Genomic DNA, 18,994 nt, shown 5'->3' on the forward strand with positions numbered 1-18,994 from the left:
TTATTTATACGATTTAAATACTAATACTGCGTTATGACCACCGAATCCTAATGAATTACTCAATACCGCGTTTACTTCTTGATGTCTCGCTTCATTTGGTACGTAATCTAAATCACAATCTGGATCTGGCGTTTCATAGTTAATTGTCGGAGGAATCACTCCGTCTGTAATTGTTTTAATAGAGAAGATCGCCTCAACAGCACCCGCTGCTCCTAATAAGTGACCTGTCATTGATTTCGTTGAGCTAATCGCTACTTTATATGCATGCTCACCGAAAGTTTCTTTAATTGCCATCGTTTCATACTTTTCATTCGCATCTGTACTTGTACCATGCGCATTAATGTAATCAATATCTTCTGGCTCTAGACCTGCATCAGCTAAAGCTTGACGCATTGCACGCACTCCGCCTTCACCGCCAGGAGCAGGCATTGTAATATGGAACGCATCACCCGTTGCACCATAACCAGCAATTTCCGCATAAATATGGGCACCACGTGCTAACGCGTGCTCTAATTCTTCAAGAATAAGAATTCCTGATCCTTCACCCATTACGAAACCGCTACGGTTTTTATCGAATGGACGGCAAGCCGTCGCTGGATCTTCATTAAATGTTAATGCTTTCGCTGAACTAAATCCAGCGAATGCCATACTTGTTAACGGTGCTTCTGCTCCGCCCGTTATCATCGCATCAGCATCACCACGCTGAATTGCTTTAAATGCATCACCAATTGAGTTTGCACCAGATGCACAAGCCGTTACAGAACAAGTGTTAATTCCTTTTGCTCCGGTAGCGATTGACACTTGGCCTGCTGCCATATCTGGAATCATCATTGGTACGAAGAATGGACTCACGCGACGCGGACCTTTTTCAGTAAAAATCTTAAATTGTTCTTCATATGTTTCCATACCGCCAATACCAGAACCAATCCATACACCAATTCGAGGTCCGTTTTCTTCTGTAATTTCAAGCTTCGCATCCGCAACTGCCATTTTCGCTGCTGCTACTGCATATTGTGTAAAGCGATCCATACGGCGCGCTTCTTTTTTATCAATATATTTCTCAACTTCAAAGTCGTTAATTTCTGCTGCTACTTTTGCTGGAAACAGTTCTGGATCAATTCTTGTAAGTCGTCCGATTCCAGATACACCCTTTTTAATGTTTTCCCACGCTGTTTCAACATCTGTTCCGATCGGTGTAACAGCTCCTAATCCTGTAATTACGACCCTCTTTTTTTCCATACAAAATACACTCCTTTTTTTCTCTCAGTCCTTATTTACCCCAACGAAGAGCGACTGCTCCCCATGTTAATCCGCCGCCAAAACCGACTAGTATAATTAAATCACCATCTTGAATACGTCCATTTTGCAATTCCTCTACCATTGCAATTGGAATTGAAGAAGCCGATGTATTACCGAACTTTTCAATTGTCATACTCATTTTTTCTTTCGGTAAATTTAATCTCTCTCTTGCAGATTCCATAATACGAATATTCGCTTGATGTGGTACTAAGAAGTCCACATCCTCTTTCGTAAGTCCCGCTTTTTCTAACACGCGAAGACAGGAATCACCAAGTTGGCGAACAGCAAATTTAAAGACTTCTCTGCCGTTCATCATAACATACTCGTCTTGATAAAGATGCTTACCACCACTTCCGTCCGCTCCTAATTCGAATGAAAGTACACCTTTTCCTTCCGAAACAGCTCCCATTACGATAGCTCCTGCTCCGTCCCCAAATAGTACTGCTGTGTTTCGATCGTTCCAATCTACAATTTTAGATAGTTTGTCACTACCAACTACTAATACATTTTTATAAGTTCCCGTTTGAATAAATTGCTGCGCTGTAATCATTCCGTACATGAAGCCAGCACACGCTGCACTTAAATCCATTGCAGCTGCATGTTTTGCGCCAATCGCTTCTTGGATTACACAAGCTACTGCTGGGAATGCGCGATCCGGCGTTACTGTTGCCACTAAAATAAGATCGATATCCTCTCCGCTAATCCCTGCATCTTCAAGTGCTTTTTTAGAAGCCTCTACGGCCATATATGAAGTATCTATTGTATCATCGGCAATGCGTCTTTCTGCAATTCCCGTTCTCGTACGAATCCATTCATCAGATGTATCTACGATTTTCTCTAAATCGTGATTTGTGACTACTTTTTCTGGCACATATCTTCCGATCCCTAAAATGCCCACGTTCACATCGCAGCCCTCCGTTTTATATCAATTATTATGACTTGGTACTAATTTTAAAACATAAATGTACTTTTGTCTAGAATATATTTCAGCTAAAAAATAAAGACAGCGTATTACCAACTTTATTTTTCATTAAAAGAAACAAAAAAATCCCTGCCATTTCCAAATACAAATTATTCCATAAACTTATCTTTACTTCACTCAAAACAAAAAAGGCCCTTACCGCTTCTACATACGGCTCGAGCCTCTCTCCCTCTCAAAAAAGAAGGTTTTTTTATTCTTTATCAGCTTTCCCAAGCTCATATGCTTCGCTCATTACTTTCATCAATAGCTCTAACACCGGCTGTGCTTTCTCCATATCAAGTGCAATTCCATTATCATCTAAAATTGCCTTAGCTTCTGGTAAATGCTTCATTGCGATTTGTAAAAATTGCATGCTTTTTTCGTTCATATATGCTCTTCCTCTCCAATAAAACTTTCAATTTATAGTCCATTCAATAGTGTAACACGTACACTACCCTTCGTATAACTCTTTATATCTTTTCATATGTGCCAATTGTTTATTTAAACCAAATTCTAACGGCGTATTTTTTTTTAGAGAAACAACCTCTACCGCTTCATTTCTTATATCCTCATCTTTTTTGTTTACCTTACCATCTGCATGTAAAAGGCTCATACCTTTTTCCCATAATGCTTCTTTTCCACTAAGTAAATTATATATACCGAGGTGCTTTACATTCATTCCATTTTCCCATAAGTATTCACATACATCTTCAACGTAAAGTAAATCACTTCCTTTTTCTCCACTTACACAACGGCACTCTTTTTCATCAAGTTCTGATAAAATGAGCTGATGATACATCATAAACGACGGTTGCCATGGCCCATATAATGTAGGAACTCGATATGCACTATATTGTAATTCTCCTTTTTTCAACCCTTCTTCCACTTTCGAAAACAGACGTTTGTTTTCGGATTCTTCAGTGCTTCCTATTTCAATAGAAGAAATTAGATTTAACTTTACTTTATTTTTTTCACACATTCTTACGATTCGTTTTAAATATTGTAATATGACTCTTTCATTCCGAAAGCCACTTTGCTGATTCGGCTCATACAAACAAAAATAAACTGTATCGAAACTCTCTTCCTCTACCGATCGCCATCCGTCTTCATCCCTTATAGAATAGTACGTAAATAACGCATTTCGCCCAATCAACAATAATTTCTCTTCATTAATTTTTGTCATACTATCAAATTCATCAAAATCAAGACCATATACTTCTACTTCTTCCGCAATCATTTTATTCACAAGGTGATAACCTACAAACGTAAGTGCACCTATAATCAGCACGCGTTCCATACCACCAACCCTTTCCGCTTGAAACAAATAGCTCCTCATTTATGTATATGGGAGCTTCACAATTCTTCTTCATATTTTTTAAAGAAATCCGTCGTTTGTCTAACCATTTTATATTTCACATCTTGGAGATGGAATAAGACAGAAGTGTCACATTGATTGAATTGCCTCATTTTCTCGTATTTACGTAACAATTGTTTTCTTCCTCTTTTTTCTTGTGTTGATACGAAAATTTTAACCGGTACACAAGACGGCAGAAGCGCAAATGATTTCTTATTTATTTTTGATTCTAATTCTTCTTCTTTGGAATCATACGCCAAACTTAATTCTTTCACTAATCTTTTGTAAAAAAACTTATGCTCTTTTTCAAACTCCACATATTCTGGTAAATCTAAACACGGATTTAACATAACGACAGAACGTATACATTCAGGGTATTTATTCATCATCTCAAGTGCTACAAGTGCTCCCATACCATCTGCCATAATGTGCATTTTTGCATTTAATGTCTCTTTTCTTAGTACGACATCATACAAACGTTTCGCTAAACGTACAGCTCGATCGTTTCCCCAATGTCTTCCGTATAAGTTAGATGAAAAGACTGTATAGCCTTTTTCAATAAGGCCCTTTAAAAAATAAGCTCTCCCTGCATGCTGTGTCCATAAACTTGTACCATTCTCAATAAAGTAGTTGTAATCACCAAGAAGCATTACAGAAAATCCATTTGGCTTCTCCGGTAAATAAATTACACATGGTTCTTTTTCTAAGTAAAAAAAACGTTCCGTAATACTCATTTTTCCCCCGCCTTATTTTCTAAACGTATAAAAGTACTCTTTTATAATGTATGAACAGAATGCAAATTTGCGTTGAAAAATCTACAAATATTTTTCTATATTCTTTTTTCAATTGTGTTACAATAAGGACAGATTGAACGAATAGAGGTGTAAAATATGCGTTTCATTTGGGCATTAATTTGGTCGTTCGCGCTTGTACATATGATGAGCTACGTAATCGGCTCTATGACTGGCGGTACATACGATTTTAACCAAGCGTCTATTTTCTCAGTTGTTCTTGCGGTATTAGTATTAGCGATTTCAGCTGCGATTCCAAACGAGCCAGTAGAACAACACTAAAAAAAGAGTCCGGATTTTATCCGAACTCTTTTTTTATTTCACATGAACGACTAATTGGTTATTTTCAACATCGACCACTACATGACTATTGTCAGTAATCGTTCCTGCAATTAATTCTCTCGCTAATTTCGTCTCAACTTGACGCTGTACATATCGTTTTAATGGACGAGCTCCGTACATTGGATCGAATCCTGCTTCTACAACGAATTCTTTCGCTGCATCTGTTAATTCTACTGTAATGTGACGGTCAGCTAAACGGCCTTGTAGTTCTTTCACAATCTTATCAACAATACCTTTAATTTCATTCGTTGTAAGAGGTTTGAATAAAATAATTTCATCGACACGATTTAAAAATTCTGGTCGGAAATGTCCTCTTAATTGTCCCATTACAAGTTCTCTTGACTCTTCTTTAATCGATCCATCTTCTTCTAGCCCTTCTAATAAGTGAGCAGATCCAATATTTGAAGTCATAATAATAACCGTATTTTTAAAGTCTACTGTACGACCTTGTGAATCTGTAATGCGTCCGTCATCTAACATTTGTAATAAAATGTTAAATACTTCTGGATGTGCTTTTTCGATTTCGTCTAACAAAATAACAGAATATGGTTTACGTCTTACTGCTTCTGTTAATTGTCCGCCTTCTTCATATCCAACATATCCAGGAGGCGCACCAATTAAGCGTGACACCGCGTGTTTCTCCATGTACTCAGACATATCGATACGAATCATTTGCTCTTCACTGTCAAATAACGTTTGTGCTAATGTTTTTGCAAGCTCAGTTTTACCAACACCTGTAGGTCCTAGGAAAATAAATGAACCAATTGGACGATTCGGATCTTTAATACCAGCGCGTGCACGAAGAACTGCGTCTGATACTAAGCTTACCGCTTCCTCTTGTCCGATTACACGCTCTGATAAAATCTGCTCTAAGCGTAGTAATTTCTCGCGTTCACCTTCAACGAGTTTTGCGACAGGAATACCAGTCCAGCGCGAAACAATATCAGCAATCTCTTCTTCACTTACTTCCTCACGTAATAAACGATTTTCTTGTTTATTATGTGCGCCCATTTCTTCCGCTTCTTTTAACTCTTTTTCGATCGCTGGAATTTTCCCGTGACGAAGTTCCGCTGCTTTATTTAAATCGTAATTTCCTTCTGCTTCTTCTAACTCACGGCGCAAGCGCTCTAAATGTTCACGTAAGTCACGCACTTTATGAATGTCTTCTTTTTCTTTCTCCCATTTCGCTCGCATACCACTTGCAACTTCTTTTAAATCCGATAATTCACGTTGCAGTACTTTTAGACGTTCTTGACTACCTAAGTCCTTTTCTTTCCCAAGAGCAGCTTCTTCAATTTCTAATTGCATAATACGACGCGTTACTTCATCTAATTCTGTTGGCATGGAATCAATTTCTGTTCGGATTGTTGCACAAGCTTCATCAACTAGATCGATCGCTTTATCAGGTAAGAAGCGATCCGAAATGTATCGATCTGATAAAACAGATGCTGCTACAATCGCGCGGTCATGAATATTTACACCGTGATAAATTTCAAAACGCTCTTTTAAACCACGTAAAATTGAAATTGTATCTTCAACAGTTGGTTCTTCTGCTAATACTTGTTGAAAACGTCTTTCTAACGCTGGATCTTTTTCGATATATTTACGATATTCATCTAACGTTGTCGCCCCGATACAATGCAGTTCACCACGCGCAAGCATTGGTTTTAACATATTCCCTGCATCCATCGCTCCTTCTGTTTTACCAGCGCCGACGATTGTATGAAGTTCATCAATGAATAATAAAATACGCCCTTCACTCTTTTTAATTTCATTTAATACAGCTTGCAGACGCTCTTCAAACTCACCGCGGAATTTTGCTCCGGCCACAAGTGCACTCATATCTAAAGCGAAGATTGTTCTATCTTTTAATCCTTCTGGTACATCTTTTTTCACAATACGCTGCGCTAATCCTTCAACAATTGCTGTTTTACCAACACCTGGCTCACCAATTAAAACCGGGTTATTTTTCGTTTTGCGTGAAAGAATGCGGATCACGCGGCGAATTTCACTATCTCGGCCGATAACAGGATCAATTTTCCCTGCTCTCACTTCAGCCACTAAATCACGGCCATATTTTTCTAACGCTTCATAAGTTGCTTCTGGATTTTGACTAGTCACTCTCTGATTCCCCCGAACTGTCATTAAAGACTGTAATAAGTTATCTTTCGTAATATGAAATCTCGTAAATAATTGATTTATATCGCCTTTTTCTTCAGAAAAAGCAAGCAATACATGCTCGATTGAAATGTAGTCATCCTGCAATTTCTCTGCTTCTTTCCCTGCTCTTACAAGCAGTTGTTGCAAAGCACCTGTTACATATAATTTTCCCGCCTCTGCCCCGCTTCCAGTTACAGAAGGCTTTTTCTTAATTAAACTTTCGGCGCCTTGCTTTAACGCTTCTATATCGACATTCATTTTTTGAAAAATACGTACTGCTAATCCGTCTTGCTGCTCTAATAACGTAAGCAATAGATGAACAGTATCTACTTCTTGATGATGATGAGATACCGCTAAAGACTGAGCACTCATAATCGCTTCCTGCGTTTTCGTTGTCATTTGATTTAAGTCCATCTTTACCGTCCTCCAAATGTTTGACTTTCTTTGACCTTTAATTTGATTATACGCCAACTGACTTTTTTATACAATAATTTTGCTTATGTATTTCAAACTTATTATTGGAAAATACAAAAAGTAACATTCACTTTCCTAATCAAAAAAAGCCGCAATAATGATTGCGGCTTCTGTTACGGTTTTCTTTTATATGTCCACTGACGGTTATGATTCGTGTTATCTGGAAACTTTTCACCGGCAGTTAATTGTACCATTTGCGGATTTTTCACCATACTTCCCGTTTCACCAATTTCTACGTAAATGCCATCATTTGGCGCTTTTTGCCCTGAACGAAACCTGCGATTTTGTCCCATTTCCATTCTCCTTCCATGACGTCTTGCCTCATTAGTATATCCATTTTAAAAGAAAGCTTTTCTGTCATGTTTAGGAAACAAGTACTATGGTTTACCCATGTACATATATATAATTACACAAGCTTAAGCAGGAATTATTGGCATATTTGTTGAAAAAAAAGAAACCAACCTACTTTAGGCCAGTTTCAAAGGAGAGTCAAACATATACGAGAAGATTACATGTTCATTATAAGTCGCATCATTCAAACGATGTAACCCTTTTCACAATTTGTACATAATGAAAGAAACATTGTTTGAACTTTCTAAAAAGATGTTGACTTTTCCTAATTTCCAATGAGAAATAGTAGACACCACAGCGCTTCGCGACGTAAGATGGATATATAGTGAAACTTTCATTTACAGTAGTTTCACCCAGTCTAACCTCTTATTTCTGCATATAAAAAACGGAAATACAGATAGAAACAAAAAAATTATTATAAGAGGTGAAATTATGAATAAACAACATTTAATCGCATTAGACTTAGACGGAACTTTATTAACAGACAACAAAATAATTTCTCCAAGAACTAAAAACACAATTGCAAAAGCAAAAGAACAAGGACATATTGTTGTTATTTCAACAGGGCGTCCATTCCGCGCTAGTTACGATTATTATAAAGAGCTTAGCCTTAACACACCAATCGTAAACTTTAATGGCGCTTACGTGCATCACCCACTTGATTCAAGTTGGGGAACACATCACTCTCCTCTTGAACTTTCAACAGCGCAAGAAATCGTCCGAGCTTGCTTTGATTTCGGCGTAAAAAATGTCTATGCTGAAGTCATGGATGATGTGTATGTCCGTGAAATTGATGAAGATAAAAAACATATTTTTGAATTCGGTTCTCCAAATATTTTCACAGGAGATTTATTAAATATTTTAAATGACCATCCAACTTGCTTATTAATCGATGCACATGACGAGCATTCCGCTGCAATTCGCCAGCATTTAACAGATATGCACGCTGAAGTCATCGATCATAGAAAATGGGGTGCACCTTGGCCAATTATTGAAATTGTAAAAAGCGGATTAAATAAAGCTGTCGGATTACAAAAAATTTCAGGTCATTACAATATTCCTAAAGAGCGAATTATCGCTTTTGGTGATGAAGATAACGACTTTGAAATGATCGAATTTGCTGGTCATGGCATCGCAATGGGTAATGCAATTCCTGAGCTGAAATCACTCGCAAATCATACGACATTAACGAATGAAGAAGATGGGATCGCTCTATATTTAGAAGAGGTTCTTGGGTTGTAATCTAAAAATTCCCTGCTTATAGTTTCTCGCCAAACGCTCATACTATTATTAGACGCAAAAGTCAGCGCGTCGGTTGTTTTCAGCTAAATAAAGGGGGTTTTTCGAATGGGTAAAAAGAACAAATCAAAACGTTTTATCCAGCAAGGAGCCGATGCTGTTATGAAGCATGATGCAAGATTCCCGTACAGAGGTACATTAGCTGAGGCAGAAAAAGCAAGAAGTAACTCTTCATTTGGAGGGGTTTAAATGGGGAACTTACTATTCCAACAAGCTAGAGACGCTGTTGCAAGTGCCGTTTCTTGTTCAAGTGGCGCTGAACAACAGGAACTCGTTTATAGAGCAAAAAACTCTTTGCACTCTGCTTATGCAAACTCTTCAACTGCTGAAAAAGTTCAGCTACGCGAAATGCAGGAGCAATTGCAAAACATTACGAATTCGCATTAAAAAAAGAGGACCAGCTTTGGTCCTCTTTAATCTTTTCTAAACAATCCAAACACACCGACCGTTTGCAGTATATTTGTAAATGCACCTGGGTCTACTTGTTTAATAACCCTTTCTAATTCGTACAACTCGTAACGAGTAATCACAATCATTAACATTTCTTTATTTTCATTTGTATAAGCACCTGTTGCTGGTATAGTTGTAATCCCTCTCACTAAACGAGAGTGAATCGCTTTTCTCACATCTCCCCCGTTCTTTGTAACAATTAGTGCCGTAATCTTCACGTGACGGGTATGAATCGCATCAATAATTCTCGTTGATACATACAAAGTAACTAAAGTATATAATGCCTTTTCCCATCCATATACGTAGCCAGCAGCGATAATGATAAGTGCATTAAAGAAGAAAAAATACGTACCGACAGGCTTATCTTTTATTTTAGATAAAATCATGGCGATAATATCTAGGCCCCCTGTGGAAGCACCCCACTTTAAAGCAATCCCTACCCCAATCGCTGAAATAATACCACCAAAAATCGCATTCAATATGATATCGTTCGAAACCGCTCTAACTGGGATAATTTCTAAAAACAAAGTCATAAATACAACGCAAAGAAAACTAAAAAATGTAAAAGCCTTCCCAACCTTTTTCCACGCTAAAATAACGACAGGAATATTAAATAAACTAAACAATACACCCGTAGATATGTGAATAGATAAAAAGTCACCTAATATTTGTGATAATAATTGAGATAGTCCAGCAAAGCCACTCGCATATACTTTCGCTGGCGTTAAAAATAAATTCATCCCAATAGCATTTAATAAACCTGCAACAATTACAACGACTAACTTCTTAATAAGTTCGGTATAATTCAGCTTCAAATCCATTTTCTAATCCACCTTTATTATTCATGAATGCACCGCTATACATAGTCTTTACGAAAAAGGAAATGATAAACGTACAACGTTTAGAAATGGAGTTGATACATATGCCACATACGAGCGATAACGACAAAAAAGCACGCGATAATAATGCAAAGCGCACTCAAAAAAATGAACAAGAGCAAAAAAATATTCAGCAAGGAAAACGTGCATATTCTAAGAAAACCGATCACCTTTGATTACATCGTACATCAACATTAATGTTGATGTACTTTTTTTACATTTTACAGGGAAAAAACATTAAAAATTCACTTCATGTTCACTTCTATATTCTACAATAGCGATAACATATTCGGATGAGGTGTTAGCATGAAAGGAAAAAATATATTCATTATCACTGCACTAATAAGTATAATAATGCTATCTGCTTGCGGACAAAAAAATGACTCGGCCACAATCGCCACAACAACCAACTCAACCATTACGAAGAGCGATTTCGAAAAGCAATTAAAAGATCGCTATGGAAAAGACATGCTATATGAAATGGTAGCACAAGATGTTATCACTAAAAAATATAAAGTATCTGATGATGCGGTAGATAAAGAAGTAGAAAAAGCAAAAAATCAATATGGAGACCAATTCAAAGCAGCACTAGAAAATAATCGTTTAAAAGATGAAAAAGATTTCCAAGATCAAATTAGATTCAAACTCGCATTGAATGAAGCGATTAAACAAAGCGTTACAGAAAAAGATATAAAAGACCACTATAAACCAGAAATTAAAGCTAGTCACATTTTAGTAAGTGACGAAAATGAAGCGAAAGAAATAAAGAAAAAATTAGATACCGGCGCTTCATTTGAAGAGTTAGCAAAACAAGAATCTCAAGATTCATTATCAAAAGATAATGGCGGAGACCTCGGATACTTCGGGGCAGGCAAAATGACACCTGAATTTGAAAAAGCTGCCTACAAATTAAAACCTGGTCAAATTAGCAATCCCGTTAAATCACCAAACGGCTATCACATTATTAAACTAACTGATAAAAAAGATTTAAAACCTTACGATGAAGTGAAAGACTCTATACGTAAAGACTTAGAAGAAGAACGTATTGCCGACCCTTCCTTCGGTCAAAAATTATTACAAGATGAATTAAAAAAGGCGGATATTAAAATAAACGACAGTGACTTAAAAGATACATTTTCTCATCTTTTTGGGAAAGAGAACTAAAATAAAGCACAATCTTATTTGTTCAAATAAGGTCGTGCTTTTTAATCTTTCATCAATATGTTCAACTTTTACCGAACGCAAAAAGAACTATCTCTTCCCTAATAAACTTAGAGAAAAGATAGTTCTTTTTAGTCCACTTTATTTCTTAAAGTAAGTCCAACCTTCTTCTTGGTAAACCTTCTCTTCTTTCATCAACTTACCAAGTGCACGCTTAAACGCAGCCTTACTCATATTGAAACGTTCTTTAATGTCTTCTGGGTGGCTCTTATCCCAAAACGGCATCGCTCCGCCTCGTTCTTCCATATATGCATAAAGTACTGCAGCATCATCTTCCATTCCTTCTTCTTTACGAGGAAGAAGTGAAATGTTGATTGTACCGTCATCTTTTACGTCAATGATACGGCCTGTTACACGCTCACCGATGCGGACTTGTTCTTTTCTTTCTGTATGGTGTAAGAAAGCACGGAAATGCTCGTCAGTTAGTATGAATGAACCAACTTGAAGTGAGCGATACACACGTCCATTTACGTTTTTATTACGCATAGATGGCGTTGCATCTACGATAATTTCTTGCATATCACTGTCTCTTGCCGGAAGAGCAATTAAACGATCACGATTCGTTAATTTTAACGTACAATATAATTCGTCGCCTTCTTGAGGCCATACTGGCATATAAATTGGAAACTCATCAAGTGGAATTAGTATATCTTTTGATACACCAATATCAACAAACACACCTAAACTAGGAATAACTTCTACAACCTTTACCCAATTCCAATCATGTGTTGTAATAATTGGTTCCTTCATTGTTGCTGAAATACGATTTTGGTGATCAAGGTATAAGAATACATCAATCGTATCGCCTTCTGCAATTTCTCCAGCTAATTCGTTTTTATGTAGGAAGATTTCTTCCTCTTCGTTTCCAACCATATATCCGATTTCCGTTTCGCGTAAAACAGTTACCTGTTCAATCGATCCTAATTGCAAATACATATTTTTTAATTCCCTTCTATATATATAAAGTTATCTTTTTTATCATTCCAAACAAAAGTTAATTATAACACGATTTTTCCTTTATTTGTCCAACTGCCCAAAATTCACTATAATTAAATAAAGACTTTATCTATAGGACTATATTACCCTACGGATGATCCGTCAAAACACTTAAGTTGCAACACTCTATCTAATCGATGTATTTTCCGCTATACTTTAATATGTATATTACATAGCCTATTTAGGTGCATTAAAAGATAGAAATTTATTTGGAGGTGCTAACTATGGCAAAAGAGAGTTCTTTTGACATCGTTTCGAAAGTAGAATTACCTGAAGTAACAAACGCAATTAACATCGCATTAAAGGAAATCCAAAACCGATATGACTTTAAAGGTAGTAAAAGTGATATTAAATTAGAAAAAGAAGTACTTGTTTTAACTTCTGATGACGAGTTCAAATTAGACCAAGTAAAAGACGTTCTAATTGCTAAACTTGTAAAACGTAACGTTCCAATTAAAAACTTGGACTACGGAAAAGTTGAAACTGCATCTGGTAACACTGTTCGCCAACGTGCAACTCTGCAACAAGGTATCGATAAAGATAACGCGAAAAAAATTAACAACATCATTAAAGAAATGAAATTAAAAGTAAAAACACAAGTACAAGATGACCAAGTACGCGTAACAGCGAAAAGCCGTGATGACTTACAAGCAGTAATCGCAGCCGTTCGCAGCGTTGACTTACCAATCGACGTACAGTTCATTAACTACCGCTAAAAAGAAACCTCCTCTATTCAGAGGAGGTTTTATACTTATTACGAGCAACAATATATTGCTTTATCAAATGATTTTTCTGGAATATACACTTTATCATTTTCAATTTTGTATTTAATATTATTTCTTTTAAGAACCGCTGTATCGACAGAATGAACACTATCGCCCCACTGAACAAATTCCCCATCGTCACCGTTGTCCCAAAAATACAAACTTACGAATACGATAAGAAGACAAAAACATAGAGCGAACAACTTCTTTCTCCTCAAATACCTCACCTCATCTTGAACTGTAAACGGACTACCAAAAAGAAGAGTTATTCATTTCCGTTTCTTTTTAACCGCAATTAAAAAAGTAATAAATAATACGTTCACACCAACTATTAAGGAGATAAATAACCAATTCACACCTGTTTCTTCACTAACTTTATACACATTCGATTCCTCACGCTTTAAAACGAGATAAAAATTCCCGTTTTCTTCTCTTATAATTTCGTCTTCTAACAAGCCTCTTAACTCTTGTTTTTCACCAATTGCACTTACAGGCAAGGAAACCTTTTGTGTTTCTTTCGTATTATTAATCGCTACTATCGTTACTTCGTCTTTATACTTCCGTTTTAATATACTCATTCCATCTTTATCATATAGAAGTTCAAACGTACCGCGTCGTAAAGATGGTCTCGTTTGTCTAAGTTCACCTAGCTTCGTTATGTGCTGCATAAACTTTTCATCCGATTTAAAATCCATTAATCGTCTATTATCTGGAGCATCCCCGCCATCTAATGCAATTTCAGTTCCGTAATAAAAATTCGGTATCCCCGGGGATGTATATAAGTAAGTGAGCGCTAGTTTTAAACGGGACGGCGGGTAATACATATTTTCTTTTGCAATACGCGCAAATCGCTTTGTTTCTTGATTATCTAAAAACGTAGCGAATTCCTCTTCTTTTCCACTCACATCATATAAAGGTTTCACAGACATATCTGCTTTTGAAAATGACTCTACTATTTTTTTATAGTACTCATTATCTTCCTTTGTCATAATGTGAAAATCTTTCTTTACCTTCTGCAAATCCTTTTGCACTTCATCCCAAAAAGCACGTGGCTTTTTGTCACTATGTATCACATAACTTCCGTCTAAATCAACTTCTTTTATCCACCATTTCATCGAATCTATTAATTGTTGTTCATTTTCTTCATACGGAAATTGAAAGACAACTTTCATTCCTTTTTGATGAGCCACTTTTACAAGTTCTTTCACATCATTTTCTGTTCCGAAATGTTCATTTACTTTTTGAATGTTTCGAACGCCTAATCCATCATACTTTTCACTTTCAAAAAGCGGCGAAAGCATAATGGTAGTAAATCCCATTTCTTTTATGTAGTCCAATCTTTTTATAATTCCTCGTATATCTCCGCCTTGATACCCTTCTAAATTACCAACATCTAACTGTTTGTCATTTTTCGGTTCTCCATTATTGAAACGATCAATCATAATGGAATATATAACTTCATCTCGCCATTCCCTTTTTTCTTCCGCAAAAGTATGTACTGGTACAAACAAAATAACAGCTAAACAAAAACAAATGAATAGTTCCTTAGTCCATATTTTTTTCACACGCATCCCCCAAACTTCTAATTGTAAGAATATTATACCAATTATTAGAACAAATCGCATACGTTGATTTTATCCCTCCAAAATACATAATGTCAGGTTTTCTAACATCACTTAAAAAGTTTTCTGAATTTTTAGTTGATTTTTATTTTTATTTCGAATATGATATGAAACATAACGAGACGATGTTATTTTTTCTAACATCATAGGAGGAGAGAGAATGAATACGGGAGATACAGTTTTTATTTTTGTAACTACAGTAATGGTCATGTTGATGACACCAGGATTGGCACTTTTTTACGGGGGCATGGTTCGCAGTAAAAACGTACTCAGCACGACAATGCACAGTTATAGCGCAATGGCTATCGTTTCAATTCAATGGATTGTTATCGGTTATTCTTTATCATTCGGACCAGATTGGCACGGACTTATTGGCAATCTCGATTGGTTCGGTCTAAACGGAGTTACCTACGCACCAAATCCAGACTACTCATCTACTATTCCTCACAATTTATTTATGATGTTCCAACTCATGTTCGCTATTTTAACTCCCGCTTTAATTTCAGGTGCATTCGCCGAAAGAATGCGATTTTCTGCCTTTCTTATTTTTATCCTGCTTTGGACAACAATCGTTTACAACCCTGTCGCTCATTGGGTGTGGGGCGTTGGCGGATGGCTGAGAGAACTCGGCGCATTAGACTTCGCTGGCGGTAACGTCGTTCATATCACATCTGGAGTTGCTGGTCTTGTATTAGCTATTTTCCTAGGAAAACGAAAAAACATAAGCGGTACCTCTCCTCATCATTTACCATTTACAATGTTAGGCGCAGGCTTACTCTGGTTCGGCTGGTTCGGTTTTAACGTCGGTAGTACATTATCTTTAAATGACGTAGCTTTAACTGCATTTATTAATACAAATATAGCCGCCGCTGCCTCCGCTCTAACTTGGATGCTTTCTGAATGGTTCTTCCAATCGAAGCCAACTGCGATGGGAGCTGCTTGCGGGGTTGTTTCTGGTTTAGTCGCAATTACGCCAGCTTGCGGATTCGTTACACCTTTCTCCGCTCTTCTTATCGGAGCAATTGGCGGTATATTATGTTTCGGTGCCGTCTTCTTCTTAAAAAACAAATTCGGGTACGACGATACACTTGATGCATTTGGATGCCACGGCATCGGAGGAACTTGGGGCGGTATTGCAACTGGACTTTTCGCAACAACTTCTATAAATAGCGATGGTGCTAACGGATTATTTTACGGAAACGCAGCTCTCCTTTTCAAACAACTTATAGCAATCGGAGCAACATATGCATTCACGATCATAATGACGTACGCCATTATTAAGGCTATTAACTTCTTCCTTCCTGTTCGCGTCGATGAGCACGAAGAACAAATGGGGCTTGATATTTCGATGCATGGGGAGAAAGCTTATGAGTATGTAGAAAAATCCGCAAATTAAAACGAAAAAGGTGTACTCCGTTCTAACACGGGGTACACCTTTTTCGTATATTCATAACGATACAATTACCCAAACTATTGGTATATAAATATCTTTATCTATCTATTCATATAAGTATCTTATCTTTTCAATAGCATATTTAAAACAAGTTGCACAGCAACAGCATCATCTAAATAACCGATAGGAAAAATGTAATCTGGAATCACATCGACTGATAGAATAAAATAGATGAGAGCACTTCCCATTAAAGCTAGTTCTAAAGGTGTCCCCTTCTTTTTCGTAAATCTCTCATACAATTCTTTCAAATCATTAATAAATGGTCCAATACTACTTACCTTCAGAATCTTCTCAGTAAACCCCTTTTCAATCGTTTCTTTTCCTTCTTCTGTTTGCGAATATTGTTCGTAATTAGCCAATTGTTGCTCTACATTCGCGATACTAAACTTTTGATCATATAGCTGTGAAGATTCAAGTAAATGTTCAATGTTATTAATGGATACTTGAATATCAGATTGTTCTTCCTGCTTTGTTTCAATAGAATAACCTGCCGCCACAAATAAATCTGCAATCGGAATACCAAGGCAATCTGCAAACTTTTGCAAATGCTTCGGATTTGCTTTTCGCTTACCATTTATAATCATTGAAATAGTAGCAGTATCAATTCCAGTAAGCGCACTCAGTTTTCGCATTGACAAAGACTTTTCCTTCAGTAATTCTTTTAATAACAACCCAAGATTACTTCTTTCAGTTCCTTCAGACATATTCCATTCCCCTCTATTCATGAGAATAATCATAGTTGACACACGCAATATAACTACAACTTCTATACAATCATATTAACAAATTTTTTTGCCGAGTTACAAGATGGGAATTCACAATATATGTTTACATTTTGTAAACATATATTACAACTCATAAAATAAAGCCACCTCAAAAAATCGAAATTTTTCAAGACAGCTTCTTCTGCAAAGTTTAATAGCGTAACTTATTGCAACCATTTTCTCAATAAAAAAAATATGAAACTACAAGCAATATAAGAACTAATAAAAATGAAAAATGCAACTAGAAATGACTGGTGCAAGGAAAAAGTTAGCACTGTTAATAACGAAGACAAAAAGAATATATCTAATAAAATAAAATATCCTGAACTTAAAACACTTTCTACTAATTGTAATTCAGCCTCAAGTTCAGAGTACTTCAACCTTTTATAAAGCAATCTCACTTTCTCTCACCTTCTATTCATCTGATGTTAAAACTATCATCCCTTTCTCTTTCTATAAAGTGAAACTTTAATCAGCGGGGTTTTGCTCATCCCCACTGATTATCAGCCCGCAAATAGTGGGATAAATCAATCAAAAAATGCAGCAAATGCAATAATTAATAGTAACGTTCCGCTGATCAATGTTCCAAATTGTTCTAAAGTAAATTTCCCAATACGAACGTGAGCTATCTTTCTCCCTAATGCAACTCCGCCCCAAACCGTTATGAAACTACCAATTGCCGCAGCAACACATATTGCTATCGGATTCAAACCGAATAAACCAGCACCTAATCCGTTCGTTAATGCATTCGCAGACAGACCAATGCCAAGAAAGATAGATTCTACAAATCCGATTCCTCCAGATTCACCTATATTTTTCGTTAAACCATTTATTTCCGTAGATGCTACTTCACCTTCCGCTCCTTCAGCTACCACCTTACGCGGAATTGCTAATAATACAATTCGAAGACCAATAACAACTAATAAGAAAGAACCAATGACTACTGGCATAATCCCAGGCAAAATTTTTGAAAGCCATAATCCAAAATAAATCCCGGCCACACTAAACAAAAAGCAAATAACCGAAATGATAAGATTAGAAAAATGGCTAATTCGTATGTTGCGAATCCCATAAGAAATTCCTACCCCTAAATTATCGATACTTGATGAAAACGTTAATGCTAATATCATCATCCATGCCGCCATTTAATTCTTTCACCCCTTCATAAACTTTATAATACTGAACATTCCGAAAATTAGCGCGACATACATAGTATGGAATATGAATAAGGGAGATAAGACTCCCTATATCCCTTCCATTTTGTACTCCTCCCTTAAAAGCGAGGGAGAGTGAACCATTTCATAATATTCATACGGTTTTCTTTTCCCTTTTTACGAACCGAGTGAAAAATTTCACCAGTGAAAGATCCCATTTTCGTAGCAATCTCTTTTTGCATCGCTTTATTTTCCGACGCTGCTTTTACACTTAAATCTAATGCCTGTTCAAAGTGCTCTAACGCTTTTTCCAAATGGTGATCTACATCTTTTTCTACATCTTTTTCTACATCTTTATGCATCATGTTTAATCTCCTCCACTTCATCTTGCGCTTGTTCAGCTGCCGCTTCTATCACTTCGTGTTCATCAGTAATGTCATCTTCCACATAAGAAAGTTCTTTCTCAAATTGCTTTTGCATTCTATCCATTTTCGCTTCCACAATAATATCTTCTACTTCCTCTTTAATTGTTTCAAAAGTAGACTTCACACCTCTTGCCCCCGATTCAACAAGTGGACGAAGTGTATTTCTTACGACAGGTAATAAAGCGGCACTCGCTAGCGCTAAAGTAGATCCAATAACAACTTTTCGTATCATGTTC

Annotated in this window: 24 protein-coding genes; 8 read left to right on the forward strand and 16 right to left on the reverse strand. The window is 36.6% G+C overall.

Annotated elements, in window-relative coordinates:
- The 5 genes from fabF to SJY24_RS24555 all read right to left on the reverse strand — a co-directional run bounded on the left by fabF (position 1) and on the right by SJY24_RS24555 (position 4,348).
- Entirely contained in the window at positions 1–1,239 is a 1,239-nt protein-coding gene (gene fabF / locus SJY24_RS24535; RefSeq protein ID WP_377866498.1) for a beta-ketoacyl-ACP synthase II, read from the reverse strand.
- 31 nt (positions 1,240–1,270) lie between these two features.
- Positions 1,271–2,203 (reverse strand): beta-ketoacyl-ACP synthase III, encoded by a 933-nt coding sequence (gene fabH / locus SJY24_RS24540; RefSeq protein WP_001100550.1) that lies wholly within the window; start codon positions 2,201–2,203, stop codon positions 1,271–1,273.
- A 268-nt stretch (positions 2,204–2,471) separates the two neighbouring features.
- Entirely contained in the window at positions 2,472–2,648 is a 177-nt protein-coding gene (locus SJY24_RS24545) for a ComZ family protein (RefSeq protein WP_001003336.1), read from the reverse strand.
- 63 nt (positions 2,649–2,711) lie between these two features.
- Complete coding sequence (locus SJY24_RS24550) at positions 2,712–3,584, reverse strand: NAD-dependent epimerase/dehydratase family protein (protein ID WP_377866500.1); 873 nt, start codon at positions 3,582–3,584, stop codon at positions 2,712–2,714.
- A gap of 29 nt (positions 3,585–3,613) precedes the next feature.
- Positions 3,614–4,348 (reverse strand): lipase family protein, encoded by a 735-nt coding sequence (locus tag SJY24_RS24555; RefSeq protein ID WP_377866501.1) that lies wholly within the window; start codon positions 4,346–4,348, stop codon positions 3,614–3,616.
- A gap of 156 nt (positions 4,349–4,504) precedes the next feature.
- Here SJY24_RS24555 and SJY24_RS24560 point away from each other — a divergent pair, with 156 nt between their 5' ends.
- Complete coding sequence (locus SJY24_RS24560) at positions 4,505–4,687, forward strand: YjzD family protein (protein ID WP_001211112.1); 183 nt, start codon at positions 4,505–4,507, stop codon at positions 4,685–4,687.
- 33 nt (positions 4,688–4,720) lie between these two features.
- On the opposite strand, the gene clpB is transcribed toward SJY24_RS24560, so the two are convergent.
- Positions 4,721–7,321, reverse strand: a complete 2,601-nt coding sequence (gene clpB, locus SJY24_RS24565) for an ATP-dependent chaperone ClpB (RefSeq protein ID WP_377866502.1) — start codon at positions 7,319–7,321, stop codon at positions 4,721–4,723.
- Positions 7,322–7,494: 173 nt separating this feature from the next.
- Positions 7,495–7,674, reverse strand: a complete 180-nt coding sequence (locus SJY24_RS24570) for a YjzC family protein (RefSeq protein ID WP_000531422.1) — start codon at positions 7,672–7,674, stop codon at positions 7,495–7,497.
- A gap of 490 nt (positions 7,675–8,164) precedes the next feature.
- Here SJY24_RS24570 and SJY24_RS24575 point away from each other — a divergent pair, with 490 nt between their 5' ends.
- The 3 genes from SJY24_RS24575 (at position 8,165) to SJY24_RS24585 (ending at position 9,418) form a co-directional block, all read left to right on the forward strand.
- On the forward strand, positions 8,165–8,974 hold the full coding sequence (locus SJY24_RS24575) for a Cof-type HAD-IIB family hydrolase (RefSeq protein WP_377866503.1): 810 nt from the start codon (positions 8,165–8,167) through the stop codon (positions 8,972–8,974).
- A gap of 105 nt (positions 8,975–9,079) precedes the next feature.
- Positions 9,080–9,220, forward strand: coding sequence for a hypothetical protein (locus SJY24_RS24580; protein WP_000516816.1), 141 nt, complete (start codon positions 9,080–9,082; stop codon positions 9,218–9,220).
- Positions 9,221–9,418 carry a DUF3813 domain-containing protein gene (locus SJY24_RS24585; protein WP_000527405.1) on the forward strand — a complete coding sequence of 66 codons (198 nt, stop codon included), beginning with the start codon at positions 9,221–9,223 and terminating at the stop codon, positions 9,416–9,418.
- A 26-nt stretch (positions 9,419–9,444) separates the two neighbouring features.
- On the opposite strand, the gene SJY24_RS24590 is transcribed toward SJY24_RS24585, so the two are convergent.
- On the reverse strand, positions 9,445–10,302 hold the full coding sequence (locus SJY24_RS24590) for a YitT family protein (protein ID WP_000364458.1): 858 nt from the start codon (positions 10,300–10,302) through the stop codon (positions 9,445–9,447).
- A 101-nt stretch (positions 10,303–10,403) separates the two neighbouring features.
- On the opposite strand from SJY24_RS24590, the gene SJY24_RS24595 reads away from it, so the two are divergent.
- Together SJY24_RS24595 and prsA are read left to right on the forward strand one after the other, a co-directional pair.
- The gene (locus tag SJY24_RS24595) at positions 10,404–10,535 is read left to right on the forward strand and encodes a DUF3941 domain-containing protein (RefSeq protein WP_001120851.1); all 132 of its coding nucleotides are present in this window, start codon (positions 10,404–10,406) and stop codon (positions 10,533–10,535) included.
- A 130-nt stretch (positions 10,536–10,665) separates the two neighbouring features.
- A complete protein-coding gene (gene prsA, locus SJY24_RS24600) occupies positions 10,666–11,523 on the forward strand; it encodes a peptidylprolyl isomerase PrsA (protein ID WP_377866504.1) in 858 nt (285 codons plus the stop codon).
- 138 nt (positions 11,524–11,661) lie between these two features.
- Here prsA and SJY24_RS24605 read toward each other — a convergent pair whose 3' ends face one another.
- On the reverse strand, positions 11,662–12,516 hold the full coding sequence (locus SJY24_RS24605) for a CvfB family protein (protein WP_044741160.1): 855 nt from the start codon (positions 12,514–12,516) through the stop codon (positions 11,662–11,664).
- A gap of 284 nt (positions 12,517–12,800) precedes the next feature.
- Here SJY24_RS24605 and SJY24_RS24610 point away from each other — a divergent pair, with 284 nt between their 5' ends.
- Positions 12,801–13,292 carry a YajQ family cyclic di-GMP-binding protein gene (locus SJY24_RS24610; RefSeq protein ID WP_078204661.1) on the forward strand — a complete coding sequence of 164 codons (492 nt, stop codon included), beginning with the start codon at positions 12,801–12,803 and terminating at the stop codon, positions 13,290–13,292.
- Positions 13,293–13,330: 38 nt separating this feature from the next.
- Here SJY24_RS24610 and SJY24_RS24615 read toward each other — a convergent pair whose 3' ends face one another.
- A complete protein-coding gene (locus SJY24_RS24615; protein WP_377866505.1) occupies positions 13,331–13,558 on the reverse strand; it encodes a hypothetical protein in 228 nt (75 codons plus the stop codon).
- Positions 13,559–13,609: 51 nt separating this feature from the next.
- Positions 13,610–14,965, reverse strand: a complete 1,356-nt coding sequence (locus SJY24_RS24620; protein ID WP_377866506.1) for an alpha-amylase family glycosyl hydrolase — start codon at positions 14,963–14,965, stop codon at positions 13,610–13,612.
- 157 nt (positions 14,966–15,122) lie between these two features.
- Here SJY24_RS24620 and SJY24_RS24625 point away from each other — a divergent pair, with 157 nt between their 5' ends.
- The gene (locus SJY24_RS24625) at positions 15,123–16,358 is read left to right on the forward strand and encodes an ammonium transporter (protein WP_377866507.1); all 1,236 of its coding nucleotides are present in this window, start codon (positions 15,123–15,125) and stop codon (positions 16,356–16,358) included.
- Positions 16,359–16,477: 119 nt separating this feature from the next.
- Here SJY24_RS24625 and SJY24_RS24630 read toward each other — a convergent pair whose 3' ends face one another.
- From SJY24_RS24630 to SJY24_RS24650, 5 genes are all read right to left on the reverse strand, one after another.
- On the reverse strand, positions 16,478–17,119 hold the full coding sequence (locus tag SJY24_RS24630) for a helix-turn-helix domain-containing protein (RefSeq protein WP_377866508.1): 642 nt from the start codon (positions 17,117–17,119) through the stop codon (positions 16,478–16,480).
- 224 nt (positions 17,120–17,343) lie between these two features.
- Positions 17,344–17,580, reverse strand: coding sequence for a hypothetical protein (locus tag SJY24_RS24635; RefSeq protein WP_377866509.1), 237 nt, complete (start codon positions 17,578–17,580; stop codon positions 17,344–17,346).
- A gap of 126 nt (positions 17,581–17,706) precedes the next feature.
- A complete protein-coding gene (ytaF, locus tag SJY24_RS24640) occupies positions 17,707–18,324 on the reverse strand; it encodes a sporulation membrane protein YtaF (protein ID WP_377866510.1) in 618 nt (205 codons plus the stop codon).
- Positions 18,325–18,452: 128 nt separating this feature from the next.
- Positions 18,453–18,695 carry a hypothetical protein gene (locus SJY24_RS24645; RefSeq protein WP_377867307.1) on the reverse strand — a complete coding sequence of 81 codons (243 nt, stop codon included), beginning with the start codon at positions 18,693–18,695 and terminating at the stop codon, positions 18,453–18,455.
- Entirely contained in the window at positions 18,688–18,990 is a 303-nt protein-coding gene (locus tag SJY24_RS24650; protein ID WP_377866511.1) for a hypothetical protein, read from the reverse strand. The genes SJY24_RS24645 and SJY24_RS24650 overlap by 8 nt, the downstream gene beginning before the upstream one ends.
- Positions 18,991–18,994: the final 4 nt, after the last annotated feature.

Source organism: Bacillus sp. R86525, assembly GCF_042466195.1.
Taxonomy (GTDB): domain Bacteria; phylum Bacillota; class Bacilli; order Bacillales; family Bacillaceae_G; genus Bacillus_A; species Bacillus_A nitratireducens.